13 protein-coding genes are annotated in these 14,636 nt (G+C 54.3%); 7 read left to right on the top strand and 6 right to left on the bottom strand.

What is annotated here, in order from left to right; translation table 11 throughout:
* Window positions 1-22: 22 nt before the first annotated feature.
* Both ACNT1W_RS00860 and ACNT1W_RS00855 read right to left on the bottom strand, forming a co-directional pair.
* Complete coding sequence (locus ACNT1W_RS00860; RefSeq protein ID WP_012147346.1) at window positions 23-574, bottom strand: fimbrial protein; 552 nt, start codon at window positions 572-574, stop codon at window positions 23-25.
* 87 nt (window positions 575-661) lie between these two features.
* On the bottom strand, window positions 662-1,192 hold the full coding sequence (locus ACNT1W_RS00855) for a fimbrial protein (protein ID WP_006317526.1): 531 nt from the start codon (window positions 1,190-1,192) through the stop codon (window positions 662-664).
* A 762-nt stretch (window positions 1,193-1,954) separates the two neighbouring features.
* Between ACNT1W_RS00855 and ACNT1W_RS00850 the strand changes: the two genes are divergently transcribed.
* The 5 genes from ACNT1W_RS00850 (at window position 1,955) to fetB (ending at window position 5,437) form a co-directional block, all read left to right on the top strand.
* Window positions 1,955-2,368, top strand: a complete 414-nt coding sequence (locus tag ACNT1W_RS00850; protein ID WP_012147345.1) for a hypothetical protein — start codon at window positions 1,955-1,957, stop codon at window positions 2,366-2,368.
* A 2-nt stretch (window positions 2,369-2,370) separates the two neighbouring features.
* Window positions 2,371-3,519: an FKBP-type peptidyl-prolyl cis-trans isomerase N-terminal domain-containing protein gene (locus tag ACNT1W_RS00845; protein WP_261435556.1), complete on the top strand. Its 1,149-nt coding sequence runs from the start codon at window positions 2,371-2,373 to the stop codon at window positions 3,517-3,519.
* 15 nt (window positions 3,520-3,534) lie between these two features.
* Entirely contained in the window at window positions 3,535-3,816 is a 282-nt protein-coding gene (locus ACNT1W_RS00840) for a FaeA/PapI family transcriptional regulator (RefSeq protein ID WP_041418798.1), read from the top strand.
* 183 nt (window positions 3,817-3,999) lie between these two features.
* Window positions 4,000-4,677 (top strand): iron efflux ABC transporter ATP-binding subunit FetA, encoded by a 678-nt coding sequence (gene fetA / locus ACNT1W_RS00835; RefSeq protein ID WP_012147342.1) that lies wholly within the window; start codon window positions 4,000-4,002, stop codon window positions 4,675-4,677.
* Complete coding sequence (gene fetB / locus ACNT1W_RS00830; protein ID WP_012147341.1) at window positions 4,664-5,437, top strand: iron efflux ABC transporter permease subunit FetB; 774 nt, start codon at window positions 4,664-4,666, stop codon at window positions 5,435-5,437. Before fetA ends, fetB begins: the two co-directional genes overlap by 14 nt.
* A 230-nt stretch (window positions 5,438-5,667) precedes the next feature.
* Here the strand turns inward: fetB and ACNT1W_RS00825 are convergent, their stop codons facing one another.
* Both ACNT1W_RS00825 and ACNT1W_RS00820 read right to left on the bottom strand, forming a co-directional pair.
* A complete protein-coding gene (locus ACNT1W_RS00825) occupies window positions 5,668-6,504 on the bottom strand; it encodes a TIM barrel protein (protein ID WP_419246290.1) in 837 nt (278 codons plus the stop codon).
* Window positions 6,505-6,550: 46 nt separating this feature from the next.
* Entirely contained in the window at window positions 6,551-7,978 is a 1,428-nt protein-coding gene (locus tag ACNT1W_RS00820; protein WP_419246289.1) for a sugar porter family MFS transporter, read from the bottom strand.
* Between the two features lie 563 nt (window positions 7,979-8,541).
* On the opposite strand from ACNT1W_RS00820, the gene ACNT1W_RS00815 reads away from it, so the two are divergent.
* Together ACNT1W_RS00815 and iolB are read left to right on the top strand one after the other, a co-directional pair.
* Window positions 8,542-10,047 (top strand): CoA-acylating methylmalonate-semialdehyde dehydrogenase, encoded by a 1,506-nt coding sequence (locus ACNT1W_RS00815; RefSeq protein WP_012147338.1) that lies wholly within the window; start codon window positions 8,542-8,544, stop codon window positions 10,045-10,047.
* Between the two features lie 170 nt (window positions 10,048-10,217).
* Entirely contained in the window at window positions 10,218-11,039 is an 822-nt protein-coding gene (gene iolB, locus ACNT1W_RS00810) for a 5-deoxy-glucuronate isomerase (RefSeq protein WP_419246288.1), read from the top strand.
* A gap of 117 nt (window positions 11,040-11,156) precedes the next feature.
* Here iolB and ACNT1W_RS00805 read toward each other — a convergent pair whose 3' ends face one another.
* Window positions 11,157-11,993: a MurR/RpiR family transcriptional regulator gene (locus ACNT1W_RS00805; RefSeq protein ID WP_012147336.1), complete on the bottom strand. Its 837-nt coding sequence runs from the start codon at window positions 11,991-11,993 to the stop codon at window positions 11,157-11,159.
* A gap of 197 nt (window positions 11,994-12,190) precedes the next feature.
* Complete coding sequence (locus ACNT1W_RS00800) at window positions 12,191-14,119, bottom strand: bifunctional 5-dehydro-2-deoxygluconokinase/5-dehydro-2-deoxyphosphogluconate aldolase (RefSeq protein ID WP_012147335.1); 1,929 nt, start codon at window positions 14,117-14,119, stop codon at window positions 12,191-12,193.
* Window positions 14,120-14,636: the final 517 nt, after the last annotated feature.

Genomic DNA, 14,636 nt, shown 5'->3' with positions numbered 1-14,636 from the left:
CAGGCACCCGCCTAACGAGGCGTTACAGATAAGACAGGGTGAATTTCGCCAGAGAGCTGAATCCGCCGGCTCGGGCCCTGTCAGGGTGAATTCGTAGCTGAGCGCTAAAGCGCAGCGTATTGTCGCCGGCGACAATCTGATAATCCGCCGTGGTGCTACCCAGCGGGATCGGGATACCGGCAGCGGTCAGCAGCTCAATGGCCACGCCTTGCGCTTCGCCGTAAACGGCCAATAACTCGGGATCCCGGCTGTCAGCCGTGCCGTCGAAGGTGACGGTGGCTGCGCGGTAGATAAAGTCGGGTTTTACCTGGCTGGCCAATTCGCAATTCACCAGCTTGATTTCAAAGTTGCGGCGACTGCCAATCAGCACCGGCTGCGTATCCAACGCGGCATCAGTCATGGATATCAGCCCGAAATCAACGGTCTGGTCCAGGCTTTCGCTGGCAATCCCACAGGGGGTTTCGACGATCTCGCCGCCCAGGTTGAGCGTGCCGTGGCCCTGATTTTTTGCCGTCGCTTCGGCGCTGCAAACGCTGAGCGCGATAAGCACTACGCCCCAAATCCGCTTGGTCATGCTGGCTCTCCCTGTTGCCGTTGGTGCCGTTACCCAATATCCGTGCAGGTAAAGCGGGGATACCGCAGTGATATCCCCAGCGAGGGATTACAGGTAGGCCAGAGTGAAGTTTGCAACGCTGGTGAATTCGCCTGGAACCACGGCGCCAGAAGCGCTGCTGCCTTGCAGATAGGCGGCGAATTTCAGGGAGTTATTGCCTTCGGTCAGGCCCTGACCATCGGTCGCGGTGCCCAGCTCAACGTCTTTGGAGTGCAGGTTGTCATAGATCATGATGCCAGCGCCGGTTGCGGTGCCGCTCAGAGCCAGCAGTTTGCTGTTATCTGGATCCGGAGTCCCGGTGAAGGTCACCTGGACGTTCTTCATCGTGGCGATGGAACAGTCTTTCAGTTCAATGCTGAATGGCTCAGAGCTGGATTTACCTTCTTTGGCCAACAGACGGCTGCTGATTTGGCCCATTGGCACAGTTTGGTCAACAGATTCCGGTGCTACGCTGCATGGCGCATCAATAATTTCACCGGTAAAAGTGACTTTACCGCTACCCTGGTTAGATGCGGCGTGAGCAACAGATGCAGAAGCGAAAGCAATCACGGTTGCCAGCATTAATTTATTCAGTTTCATTTCTCAAGTTCCTGTAGAGAGTATTTAAATAAAAAGAACAGCACATCTAAATCCCCCACAGCGGCAGCAACTTCATGTCACCGACGCGGTAGTTGGAGCCAGATCCTTTTGCTCTGGGCAATACGCCACCGTCCGTTATTCATGAGTGAATAACGAAAGGTTTTGTAAGTCGAATAGGCGAAATCCATAGAATTAAAATAGGTATATCGCCGTAGCGTTTTGCTGGGATTATTCTTGCAAATAATAGGCTTGATTGGAAATAGCTTTTATTAAGTTGAGTCAAATACAGAATATAAACCCAAAAGGAAAAAGAAATATATATGATTGAAAATCAATAGATCGTATACAACTATTATCCAGAATAAATGACTATATAAATAGCAATATGCGAGATATTAGATCGCCAGAATTAGTCTTCACACTACAATTAGCAATATTGTTTTGATAATATCGCCCTCAGACAGCAGATGATGAATTCTGGCTGTTAATCATAAGTTAAAAGTTAACTCGTTGTTTTGAAAGGTGTGTTAGCCATAAATACTGGCTTGTATGCGGACTTTATTCATTGTGGCGCGGCTAACTCTCCTCGTGAAATTAACAAATTTATAACAATGTGATTGGCTGTCGGATTATTACCAATATCCGCCTGTTGCCGTGCGATTTTGTTATTTAACTCGTTAGGATTAATCAGAAGAAGTGAGATCTGGCAGGGCTTCGCGACACAATAATGACCTAAGTGATAATTAAGGGATGATAAACGGAATGATTACAATAACTGATGATTCAACTCGCCGTTCTGCTACCGTTATGGCCGCGTTGATAATGACATGTTTACTGTTGTCCGGCTGTGTTGGAAAAAATAGCACGGGTAACGTTGCCGTGAAAAAAGTTTCACAGAATAATCCTAAGGAAAACACTGATGAGCAACGCATTGCGCTTTGTCAGCAACGGGTCAATTCGCTCAAGGATATTAATCCGCAAAGCTACCAGAAAAGGATAGCTTATTTTAACGGACTGTTATCCAACGCCTCCGGATATGCCGGCATTCGCAGTAATGTCGATGAAAGTACCCGTAAGGCTATAGACGCACTTTATAAATACAAGACCGAGAAGTTCTGCGCCGACGTTGAACATGAGCTGATGTCCAGTCTGTCCAGCCGGGTGGAGAGCCTGTAGCCATGAAAAAGTACGCGGAAGGAGCCGCGGCTTTACTGCTGTTGATTGCAGGAGGCAGCGCGTTAGCGGCAGGTAATGCGTCTGGCGGGGATGACGGCATCCCTGCATTGCTGAAATTTGCCGAGCAACAGCAGGCCGTGCCGGTGGTGGAAAAAGTGCCGCCGACGCCCCCGCCTGCGGCCAGCAAGCCAAAACCTGCGCCCGTTCCGCGTGGGGATAACGCTCGGCTAGCGGCGTTGAATCAGGCGTTACAGCGGCAGGCCGACACTATCCGCCTGTTGGAACAGCAGTTGGCAACTCAGGCTCAACCAACGATGCCGGTACCGCTACCCAAGGCTGCACCTGTGGATATCCGGCCGCTGGTGGCGGCGTTGAAAGGCGTTCGCCGGGCCATTGCCACACCGCCGGATCTGCTTGCCATGGCGGCAGCACTGGCACGGCAGCAGCGGTTGGTCGCGGAGCAAGAGCGGCAATTGCAGCAGCTCAACCGCCAGCTTCAGCCACCGGAGCTGGTCAGTGTGGCAGATAAACAGGCTTACGCCGCCGGGGTTTCGCTCGGACGCGACATTCTGCGGCTGCAGGAAGAGAACCAACGGCTGGGGATTGAGGCCGATCGGTCACGCCTGCTGGCGGGTATTGGCGATACGTTGGCGGGCAAGCCGCGGCTGGACAACGCCGCTATCGACAGTGCGCTGCAGGCTGCAGACGCTGCATTGCAGCAGGCCCGGCAGCAACGGCAACAGGACATACGGCAGGATGGCAAAGCCTATCTTGCCGATTTTGCCAAACAGCCGGGGGTACAAAAGGATGAACTCGGCTTCTATTACCGTGTGGATTACGCCGGCAGTGGGCAGATAGCCGCAGGCGACAATGTCGATATTGTGGTGCGTGAAAGCCTGCCCGACGGGCAAGTGATCAAGGATATGGAGTTGGCCGGCACGGTGATCTCACAACCCCTGGCACAGTACCCGGCTCTCTTCCGCGCGGCCATCGGCAAACTGAACAAACACGGTTCGATGACTCTGGTGGTGCCGGCGGCGCTGGCCTATGGCGATAAGGGAAGCCCACCCGCCATACCACCTGGGGCCACCATGATTTATACCCTGCGCGTGGCCGATGCGCTGCCGCAGGACAGGAGCAGGCAAAAGTAACTCAAGGAGAACGCGATGGCCAAGGTGCCGATAACATATGAAATCAGGAAGTCACATATGCTAAACGTGTTACGAAAACTGTGTATGGAACGTGCGGCCGGAGCCGATGGACAGCATCCACCCGCGCCGGAACACTGGCCCAAAACCAGGGAGTTGGCGGATAAATGCGGTGAGAATATTTACACTACGCGTACCTTGCTATTGGCGTTGGAAAAAGAGGGCAAAGTGAGTTGTACCCATCGCAGCATCAATAATTCGTTGCGCTGGTATATTTGTACATCAGCCAAAAAAGCGTAATTCCTTTCCCGTTTTGTGTTTTGACTACCTTTCACAGCAGAGATTTATAGGGCTGACGGAGCGAAATGCCCCTCAGCCCGACTCCTTTGTTACGGCTAATGACCAACCATTGTCAGTGCATTTTTTTAAGCTCTATACTGGTGGCCTGAGCGCCAATATTTTTATGAGGGATGCGGTTTTATAATGAAGGAAAGCAAAGAAATACTGTTGTTGGATGATATTCATTATCAAATAGGTGAGCAGGTTATTCTGGATTCTGTCTCTTTCGGCCTGAATCAGGGTGAATTTAAACTGATTACCGGGCCGTCCGGCTGCGGGAAAAGTACGCTGCTTAAAATCGTTTCCTCGCTGATCGACCCGACCCGTGGAAAAGTTATTTTTGCCGGTAAGGCCATCACCGAAATACCTCCGGAAGAATATCGCCAGCAGGTGTCTTACTGTTTTCAAACCCCCTCGCTGTTTGGCGACAGCGTGTATGACAATATTGCGTTGCCTTACCAGATCCGTAAGCAAAAACCGGACGAGAAAAAAATGCAGGCCGATCTGGTGCGCTTTGGGCTGCCGGAAAATATGCTGAAGAAAAGCGTGAATGAATTATCCGGTGGGGAGAAACAGCGCATTTCCTTGATCCGTAATCTGCAATTTATGCCCAGAGTGCTGTTATTGGATGAGATTACCAGTGCGTTGGATGAAGATAATAAGCGCAATGTAAACGAAATTATTCATCAACTGGTAGAGCAGCATGGCGTGGCAGTGCTGTGGGTCACGCATGATAAAGATGAAATCAAACATGCGGATGATGTGATTACCCTGAGTGCGCACGGTGCTCGCGCACAGGAGACAAACGATGAACCAGCATAATATCAGCAATGAGTCCCTGGTGCTGTCGATGGTATTGGTGATGATCGCCATTTTCATCAGCCATAAAGAAAAATTGGCGTTGGAAAAAGACATTATCTGGAGCATTTGCCGCGCGGTGGTGCAGCTGATTATCGTCGGCTATGTGCTGAAGTACATTTTTGATGTGAACAACGCTATTCTGACCGTGCTGATGGTGCTGTTTATCTGCTTTAACGCCGCTTACAACGCGCAAAAGCGCAGTAAATATATCGGTCATGCGTTCATGACATCATTTATCGCCATTACCACTGGTGCGGTACTGACGCTGGTGGTGTTGGTGCTGACCGGCTCGATAGAATTTACCCCGATGCAGGTGATCCCGATTTCCGGCATGGTGGCCGGTAATGCGATGGTGGCGGTGGGACTGTGCTACAACAATCTGGGGCAGCGTTTCAAAAGCGATCAGCAGAAGATTCAGGAAATGCTCAGCCTGGGGGCATCACCGAAGTTTGCCTCGGCTGCGTTGATCCGCGACAGCATCCGCGCTTCGTTGATCCCGACGGTAGACTCGGCCAAAACCGTCGGCCTAGTCAGCCTGCCGGGCATGATGTCCGGTCTGATCTTCGCCGGTATTGACCCGGTGAAGGCCATTAAGTACCAGATTATGGTGACCTTTATGCTGCTTTCCACCGCCAGCCTGTCGACCATTATCGCCTGCTATCTGGCCTACCGTAAGTTCTACAATGCCCGCCATCAACTGGTGGTGAGCACGCTGAAATAGCGCCATAAAAACGGCCTCGGAAGAGGTAATGCTTGTAAGTTAAGGTGATATTGTTCCCTCTCCTTTGGGAGAGGGTCAGGGTGAGGGGATACATACCAACGCGAAAGCCCCTCACCCCGGCCCTCTCCCTCGGGAGAGGGGGACGCCCACTTAAACAACGTCGTACATTCTTATTCAGAACTTTGCTTAACTGATCGGCATTACCTCCGAAGAGGCCGTTTTACTGTCGATTACCCTTGCAGCAGAGCGATGCTCTGGCGGATTTCACGTTCGATATCCGCCTCTGTCCAGCTATCCAACTGCGAAGAGAACGGCTCGAAGGCGTAAATGCCGGTGTAGCCCAGGCGCTCCAGATTCTGCACCTGCTTTTTGCTCTCCAACCGATCCTGTTGACTCAACATAATGCGTTCTTCGTCGCTGAGCGCGCTTTTGCTTCGCGCATCTTCCACCCCGGAAAGGTGTACCAGACCGATACCCTCAATCTGAATCTGCTCATCAAACTCAGGCTGCGTCACATCACTTAAATAGTGGTGGAAGGTATCCAGCACGATCTTGTACGGCGCGCCGGAGTCGCGAATCAGGGATTGCGTCAGCAGCGATGAGCGCAGTGAACTGATACCGAACCCCAGCGGCTCGACGTAGCCCTGCACGCCATATTGCTTGAACAGGGGAGCCAGCAGCTTCAGCGCCGCCAGCGTATCGGTTTTTTTCTGCTCCTCACTGCGCCGATCGTCCGCGCTGCAGTGTGGACACAGTACCAGCGCCTGGCTATGGATCGCCTGAGCCTGCACCAACAGCGCCTCGGCGTTTTGCAGCAATATGGCACTATCGCCTGGCAGGTTAAACTTGCCGAGGGCGTTAATGGTGACGATTTCGATACCGTATTTGGCCGCCAAAGCATTTAATTGATCGTTGCTCAGGTTATCTGTCACCTTGCCGCTCGGCATATCGTTGCGCAGCTCAACTTTGCTGAGCCCGCACTTTTTTACCAGGCTGAAAAACGGCTCCAAATCGAGATTGGGGGCGATCTTGCGGTTGATACAAAAACGGTCTGGCGCAATGGTCATGATGCATTACTCCTGAATGGTTTGATACAGCCTGAGAATTGCCGACTTACAGCGGCGTGCGTTGTGTTTCGGGTGGCGTTTGGCGATAGCGTTTGGCCATCACCACGTCTTCCATTTTTTCCAGCGAGACGCCTTTGGTTTCCGGTATATAGCGTCCGATGAACCAGTAGCTAAACAGGCAGCAGGCGGCAAAGACCCACATCGGGAAGGCGCCATGGAAGCTGGAGAACAGATAAGGATTATCGTTGATCATCGGGAAGCTCTGCGAAACGACAAAGTTGGCCAGCCACATGCAGCCGACGGCGATGCTCATGCCCTGCGCTCGCATGCGATTTGGGAAAATTTCCGACACCAGAACCCAGGCACCCACTCCCCAGGACAGGGCGTAAAACACCATAAAGAACAGCATGCCGAACAGGGCAAGGTAGCCGGTGGCCTGGGTGTAGAGCGCATAAGAGGTGATAAGCAACCCGGCAATGGCGCCAAGTGTGCCGTAACGCATCAGCGGAATGCGGCCCATGCGATCCATCAGCATGGCGCCAATCACCGAGCCGACCAACTGCAGCACGCCGATCCAAATGGTTTGGAACAGTGCCTCCTGGGCATTTTCGGTAACGGTTTTCAGCACCATTGGCGCGTAGTACATCATTACGTTGACGCCGGTGACCTGTTGCAGCATGGCGATCATACAGCCGACAAAAAGAATGAAGCGCACCCGCACTTCGCCGAAGTTCAGCTTCTGCTGGTGTTTTTGCCGGTCCTGCTGCAATGAGTCTTTGATTTCCTGCAGTACGCTTTGCGCATGGGCAGCGTTGGAGACTTTGGTCAACATCGCCAAAGCCTGGCTGTCACGGCCGACCATGACGCTCCAGCGCGGCGATTCCGGAATGATAAACACCAGCATCAGGAACAGCATGCACGGGATCACTTCCGACCCTATCATCCAGCGCCAGCCCATCTCCACCAGCCAGGCTTCGCTGGCGATGCTGGCGATTTTGAAGTTAACGTAGAAAATCACAATTTGGCCGAACACGATGGCGAACTGCTGCATGCTGAGCGCTCGACCACGCATGTCTTTAGGTGAGACTTCCGACATATACATCGGTGAGACGGTGGCGGCAATACCGACGGCCAAACCGCCAATAATGCGGTAAATCACAAACCAGGTGAAGGTCATGGCCAGGGCTGCACCGACCGCTGAAATAGTGAACAGCACCGCCGCCAGCATCAGGGCCTTTTTACGGCCGTAACGCGCAGCCAATGGCCCGGCACCAAAGGCACCAACCACACAGCCGATCACCACGTTAGAGACTGCCCAGCCGGTTTCAAGCGGGCTGAGGTCAAAATAGGTTTTTAGGGCATCGATCGCGCCGGAGATCACGGCGGTGTCATAACCGAACAGAATGCCGCCGAGTGCTGCAATACCGCAAATTCGCAGTATGTACCCGGTGTTGTGCTTACGCTGATGTGACATGTGTTGCTCCGATTTTTTCCTGGCTTCCACCCGCGCAGTAGGTTGTAGGGAATAGGGAGGCGGAAGGGTGTGAACCGTGCCTGTCATCAAGGCGGTGATATTTGAATGAATCTTCTCTAAACAAGAACATTTATTTCATAATTAGTGAATAATGAAATATTGATTTTTAGATCCAGTTCAAAAAAAACCGCAAACAGCCAACAAGGGTTGCCGGGCGATCCTATTGCGGCAGGTTTCGCTATTTTGTCCGGTGGGCCGCCTATTTCTGTATAAAAGTCAGGGCTAATTCCCGCCGCCCGACGGAGAAGTGGTACGGCGAGTTTTTTCCGGCATGTAATGGCTTTGCACAAGGGCATGGCAAAATTGCGACCTTCCGCACTAAAAACAAATTTTCTAAAATAATTTATTTGAAACTTTTTTTTCAATGAAATAGAGTTTGCTTCATCCGGTCAGGATTTAGCCTGCTTGTGGGCCGTTTCCGGCAGGCGGTGTGATGAAAACGCCACCGCTTGCGGCAGTGCCGCAGGCAGTCAGGCGACAGCGGACTTAAAAGAGGGTGAGACATGAAAACCGTGGGTAACTTTATTGGCGGGCAGGTGTGCCTGAGCAGCAGCAATCAAACCGTCGACGTTCATAACCCGGCTACCGGGCAGGTCGAACGTCGCGTTACGCAGAGCACTGCCGCCGAGGTGAAGCAGGCCATTGATGTGGCTCACCAGGCCTTTGCCGACTGGTCGCGCACCACGCCGCTGCGCCGGGCGCGCATCATGTTCAATTTTAAGGCGCTGCTGGAACAGCATCGCGACGAGCTGGCAGCGCTGATTGTCAGTGAGCACGGCAAGGTTTACTCCGATGCGCTGGGCGAACTGACCCGCGGCATTGAAGTGGTCGAGTTTGCCTGTGGCATTCCGCATTTGATCAAGGGTGAGTATTCGGCGGACGTCGGCAGCGGCGTTGACAGCTTCTCGCTGATGCAGCCGCTGGGCGTGGTCGCAGGTATCACCCCGTTCAACTTCCCGGCGATGGTGCCGATGTGGATGTTCCCTATCGCGTTGGCCTGCGGCAACACCTTCGTGCTTAAGCCACCGGCGCTGGTGCCTTCGGCTTCTGTGCGGATGGCGGAATTACTGAAAGAAGCCGGCCTGCCGGATGGCGTATTCAACGTGGTGCACTGCGCTAACGAAGATGCCGCGCAGTTGTGCACCGACCCGTATATCCAGGCGGTGAGCTTTGTCGGCTCGTCCGCCGTGGCGGAACATATCTATACTACTGCCAGTGCCCACGGCAAGCGGGTGCAGGCCTTCGGCGCGGCGAAAAATCAGGCGATTATCATGCCGGATGCCGATTTGGACGCGACGGTAAATGCCCTGATGGGCGGGGCTTTCGGCTCTGCCGGCGAACGCTGTATGGCGCTGCCGGTGGCGGTGGTGGTCGGTGACGACACGGCCGATAAACTGATCGCCAGACTGAAACCGTTGATCGCTCAACTGCGCGTTGGCCCAGGCATTCAGCAGGGCGGCGAAGAGAACGAAATGGGGCCGCTGGTCTCCTCGGCGCACCAGAAAAAAGTATTGGGTTATATCGATCTTGGCGTCGAAGAAGGCGCAACCCTGGTGGCCGATGGCCGAAATTATCAGGTGGCGGGCTACCCGGACGGCTACTATGTCGGCGGCACCCTGTTTGACCACGTCAAACCAAACATGCGTATCTATCGCGAAGAGATTTTCGGACCTGTGTTGGGTATTGTCCGCGTGCCGGACTACCAGACCGCCATCGACACGGTCAACAGCCACGAGTTTGGCAACGGCAGCGCCATCTTTACCAGCAACGGCCACTACGCGCGTCAGTTCGTGCAGGAAGTGCAGGCCGGTATGGTGGGGGTTAACGTACCGGTGCCGGTTCCTATGGCATTCCATAGCTTCGGCGGCTGGAAGCGCTCGGTATTTGGTGCGCTGAACGTGCATGGCACCGACGGTGTACGTTTCTACACCCGCATGAAAACCGCCACCGCCCGCTGGCCAACCGGACAGCAAACGGTGTCTGAATACAGTATGCCGACGTTGGGTTAAAGTTCTACGTTTGAATTGATTAATGCCCATACCCTATGGATTTCGAGTTGCAGCTAGGCGCCCAGCTCGCTCATCCCCAGGCGCTTACTTTAGTAAGTAACTGGGGTGAGCGAGTGCAGGTAACAACGCTGCAGCTTGAAAGACGACGGGTATTTAATTCGGAGGAATATATGTCTTCACTACTCGCCAAGTGTCAGCAGCCGGATGGCCAGGGGCGCATCCAGCATGTCACCCCAGAGAACGCCGACTGGCGCTTTGTCGGCTTTGATGTTTATCGCCTTGAGGCCGGCCAGTCGCTGCGGTTGGAAAGTGGCGACAAAGAGCTGTGCCTGGTGTTGGTCGCCGGCATCGCCTCCGTCGCCACTCTGCGTGCGGAATACCCGAGCATCGGCAAACGCATGAGCCCGTTTGAACGCACACCGCCTTATGCGGTATACGTGCCGCATCACGACAAGATTGAAGTGCGGGCGGAAAGCGCCCTGGAATTGGCGGTCTGCAGCGCCCCGGGTCATGGGCACCTGCCGTCGCGCTTGATCACCCCGGCGGAGGTCGGCGTCGAACGTCGTGGCAAAGGGCGTAACCAGCGTCTGGTACACAACATTCTGCCGGACAGCGAACCGGCTGACAGCCTGCTGGTGGTGGAGGTGTATACGGATGAGGGTAATACCAGTTCGTACCCCAGCCACAAGCATGACCAGGAAGACTCGCCGGATGAAACCTACCTGGAAGAGACCTATTATCACCGGATCCAGCCGGAGCAGGGTTTTTGCATGCAGCGGGTGTATACCGACGATCGCTCACTGGATGAGTGCATGCCGGTGTATAACCGTGACGTGGTCAAGGTGCCGCGTGGCTACCACCCGGTGGCGACGCTGGCCGGTTACGACAGCTACTATCTCAACGTGATGGCCGGGCCGGTGCGGCTATGGAAGTTCACCTGGGAAAAAGAGCACGCCTGGATTAACACCGACGGCTATCCCGCAGCAAAATAATTGCCTATTTACGACGTTGCCAAGATGAGCGTCACCCTCTCCAGGGGGAGAGGGCCGGGGTGAGGGGATTTCACGCCACTATGCCTACCCTTTCCCAAGGGAGAGGGTAATTCTTCGTTACTCTTCTTTGGCGTTATTCAGCGCCAGCGATACTGCCAGGGTCTGCGCCAGACACATTGAAGCAACCTGGGAGCGGAAGCCATCCACCTGCGCCTCTCGTACCACAAAGCACACGTCGCTGAAGGCAGCCAACGGGCTGACCTGGCTGTCGGTTATGGCGATCTGCTGCGCTCCGTTCTTGGCACCTAATTCAACCAGTTCCAGTGCTTCCTGCGCATACGGCGAATAGCTGATGGCAATCACCACGTCATTCGGCTTCACCATGCTGAGCTGTTCGGTAAACATGCCGCCCAGCCCGTCGATCAGGAACGCCCGGCGCTCCAGATGGCGCAACGCATAGGTGAGATAGGATGCGACGCTAAATGAGCGACGCAGGCCAATCACGTAGATATTCTCGGCGTTGTTCAGCAGTTCAACCGCCCGATCCAACTGCTCGGAACTGGTTTGCATCGCCAATTGTTGCAGCGCCTGGGCATTGACCATGGTGAAAACGTTAAGGATTTCCGCCGGCTTTTCCGGGGCCACGTTACCGTCGGTAGAGGTCTGCCGGAACAGGCGTGCCCGTTCGGTATAGTTGACCGTTTCCTCCATCAGGTGCTGGCGGAAAACCTGTTTCATTTCGTTGAAACCGCTAAAGCCAAAGGCGTTGGCAAAGCGGATCAGGGTTGAAGGGGGGACGCTGGCCTGTGCGGCGATGGAGGCGACGGTATCGAAAGCAATGCTGTTACTGTTATCCAAAATGTAACGCGCCACCTGTTTTAAACGCTTGCTCAGCGTTTCATAACGGTGGCGGATCTCGTCCTGTAACAGCGAAAGTTGAGTTGGGTTGTTCATCCATTCGGCTCGCAGTGGGGGCTAAGGCGTATCGGCCTGACGCCTGAGTTATTGACAGGTTATTCTAACAGATGGATTGGAAATTTCATTTCAACAAAAAGCGATTTATTCGATTGCAAGTTGCGTTACTTCACAGAAAAAAGGCAAAAAAATCCCCTTAAAGCGGCGAAAATCCGTTTAAGGGGAGGGTTCGGCAATTAATGCTGGTGAGAGGTTGGGCGATATTGACGCCAGAAACCAATCAGCGTCAGGTATTTTTGTTTCACCTGCTCGATTAACGCGGCGTCATCCAGCTCACCCTGCAGCCAGCGGCGTGAAGGTTGGCCAAAAATGGTGCGCCCGACGGCAAAACCTTTTACCCAGCGTGCATCCGCCGCCGCGGCAAAGCCCGCCTTCAGCGTTTCTTCCGGCGAATCCAGCCCCAGAATCAGCACCCCGCGACACTGGGGATCGTTAGCGTCGATCAACGCGCCGACCTGCTGCCAGTTCTCAGCACTCAACGGCGGCAACTTCCACCAGTCCGGTTTAATTCCCAGTTGATAAAAGTGCTGCAGCATTTCCAGATAGTGGCTTTCATCCTTGTCGGCGTTGCTTTCCGGCAGGATCACTTCCAGCAACAGTTCATGGCCGGATTTGCAGCAGCCGCGATACACATCGCCAATTAGTTCATCCTGCTCACGGCGCAGTTCGGCGGCGTCATGCGGATGGTAAAACACCAGACATTTCACTACGTGCTCCTGCGGCCAGTCGATCAGCTGCGAGCCAATATTGCCGTGCTCCAACCGCAGCGGACGTGAGCCGGGCAGTTCGACCGGTCGGCCTATCCACCAACCCTGCCCGGTGATCTGGTTCAGCGCCGCCTGCCCATAGGTGGTATCGGCCAGAATGCCGCTGTTGCCCTTCAGCCCGGCGGTCTCTGCGGCCTGTTGCGCCGCCGTCAGCAGCAGGGTTTTCAGTTTGGGGATGCGTTCTTCGCTGACGTTGGCTTCTCGCGCCATATCCGCCAGCTGTTTGCGGTGATCGAAGGCGAACACGCACAGTTCCGGCCATTGCTGTTTGCGGGTGGTGACCCTATGCAGATGGTTAAGCCGCTCATCGCGGTCCGGGCGTTTCACTTGCTGTTCGCGTTGCAGATAGTCATCCAGCTCCTGCTTGCTGGGCATCGCCGGGGCGCAGCCGTGGCGCGAAACCACCAATGCGCCGCAGGCATTGGCATAGCGGCAGGCCTGATCCCAACCTTCATCGTTCAGATAGCCACGCAGCAGGCCGGACATAAAGGCATCGCCTGCGCCCAGCACGTTCAGCACTTCAACCCGCACCCCGGAATGCAGTTTTACCTGCTGCCAGTCGGCGGCGATCTCGCCTTCGAATACCGAACAGCCCTGTGCGCCGCGCTTACAGACCAGCGTGGCCTGGGTCGCTTTACGCACGTTTTTCAGCGCGGTCAGGGTGTCGGTGCTGCCACCGGCAATATGAAACTCTTCTTCGGTGCCGACGATCAGATCAAAGTGATGCAGCACCTCCTGCAGTTCGCGGGTCACTTTCTCTGACTCGACAAAGCGGGTTTCACCGTCACCCAGCGACGTCAGACCCCACAGCACCGGTCGGTAGTCGATATCCAGCGCGGTGCGCAGGCCATGGCGGCGGGCGTATTCCAGCGCTTTTAATACCGCGGCGCGGGTGTTTGGGTGTGACAGGTGAGTGCCGGTTATAGCCAGCGCGCGTGATGACGCGATGTAGGACTCATCGATATCGTCCGGCGTCAGCGCCATATCGGCACAGTTCTCACGGTAGAAAATCAGCGGGAAGGTCTCCTGATCCTTGATGCCGAGGATCACCAGACCGGTCAGCCGCTGGGGGTCGGTGATCAGGCACTGGGTGTCGGCTCCGACGCGTTGCAGTTCTTCACGCAGGAAACGGCCCATATGCTCGTCGCCGACGCGGGCCAGCATGCCGGACTTCAGGCCCTGAATGGCGGTGCCATAAGCCACGTTGCCGGAAGAGCCACCGAGATATTTGGAGAATGTGCTGGCATCTTCCAGGCGTGCGCCGATCTGTTGTGCATAGAAATCGACGGCAATACGCCCGAGACAAATGACATCAAGCTGTTTTTCTTGTGTAGCCATACCCGTTTCCTTCTGTATTAAGCCAAACCCCGACTACGAAGCATTTTTGGAGTATGAGGAATAAAAATTTCAATTTCAAGATTGAATGAAATTTATACCCCAAAAATGTGATGCATTTAAAACGGCGCCAATACGTTAGCTGAAAGCACTAAAAACCGCGTCCTGCCTGATACGAAAACACCGGTTAACGGCAAGGTTATCGCTTGTGTCACAAGCTGACGATGCCAAGGGTTGCGGTACCCTCGGCTGCTGCTGGACTGAGGTGTCGGCGGGAGCTGGAGCGCTAAGTCAGTGAATTCTAAAGGCATGAATGAAACGTCGTTTTCATCAATATGCGATCTTTATCGCAAAATGAAATGTTTCTTCTGTAATGTGATTTTATGAAAAATATATTTGTTTATAATCGCTTCACGTTTCAGGTTGTCGGCCTAAGTAGCGCAGCGCGCTTGAAGGCAACGGGGACCACAGAGATTCCAGGCTCGGCATGCAGGTATTTTGCCGGAGCGGGCGCGACTAA

It is taken from the genome of Serratia sp. NFX21 (assembly GCF_048517035.1).
GTDB lineage: Bacteria > Pseudomonadota > Gammaproteobacteria > Enterobacterales > Enterobacteriaceae > Serratia > Serratia quinivorans.
The sequence above is the reverse complement of the archived record's forward strand: the minus strand, read 5'-3'. Positions and strand labels throughout refer to the sequence as shown.

Coding starts and splice junctions, on each gene's coding strand:
- ACNT1W_RS00860 (WP_012147346.1), bottom strand. CDS start 574: ATGACCAAGCGGATTTGGGGCGTAGTGCTTATCGCGCTCAGCGTTTGC.
- ACNT1W_RS00855 (WP_006317526.1), bottom strand. CDS start 1,192: ATGAAACTGAATAAATTAATGCTGGCAACCGTGATTGCTTTCGCTTCT.
- ACNT1W_RS00850 (WP_012147345.1), top strand. CDS start 1,955: ATGATTACAATAACTGATGATTCAACTCGCCGTTCTGCTACCGTTATG.
- ACNT1W_RS00845 (WP_261435556.1), top strand. CDS start 2,371: ATGAAAAAGTACGCGGAAGGAGCCGCGGCTTTACTGCTGTTGATTGCA.
- ACNT1W_RS00840 (WP_041418798.1), top strand. CDS start 3,535: ATGGCCAAGGTGCCGATAACATATGAAATCAGGAAGTCACATATGCTA.
- fetA (WP_012147342.1), top strand. CDS start 4,000: ATGAAGGAAAGCAAAGAAATACTGTTGTTGGATGATATTCATTATCAA.
- fetB (WP_012147341.1), top strand. CDS start 4,664: ATGAACCAGCATAATATCAGCAATGAGTCCCTGGTGCTGTCGATGGTA.
- ACNT1W_RS00825 (WP_419246290.1), bottom strand. CDS start 6,504: ATGACCATTGCGCCAGACCGTTTTTGTATCAACCGCAAGATCGCCCCC.
- ACNT1W_RS00820 (WP_419246289.1), bottom strand. CDS start 7,978: ATGTCACATCAGCGTAAGCACAACACCGGGTACATACTGCGAATTTGC.
- ACNT1W_RS00815 (WP_012147338.1), top strand. CDS start 8,542: ATGAAAACCGTGGGTAACTTTATTGGCGGGCAGGTGTGCCTGAGCAGC.
- iolB (WP_419246288.1), top strand. CDS start 10,218: ATGTCTTCACTACTCGCCAAGTGTCAGCAGCCGGATGGCCAGGGGCGC.
- ACNT1W_RS00805 (WP_012147336.1), bottom strand. CDS start 11,993: ATGAACAACCCAACTCAACTTTCGCTGTTACAGGACGAGATCCGCCAC.
- ACNT1W_RS00800 (WP_012147335.1), bottom strand. CDS start 14,119: ATGGCTACACAAGAAAAACAGCTTGATGTCATTTGTCTCGGGCGTATT.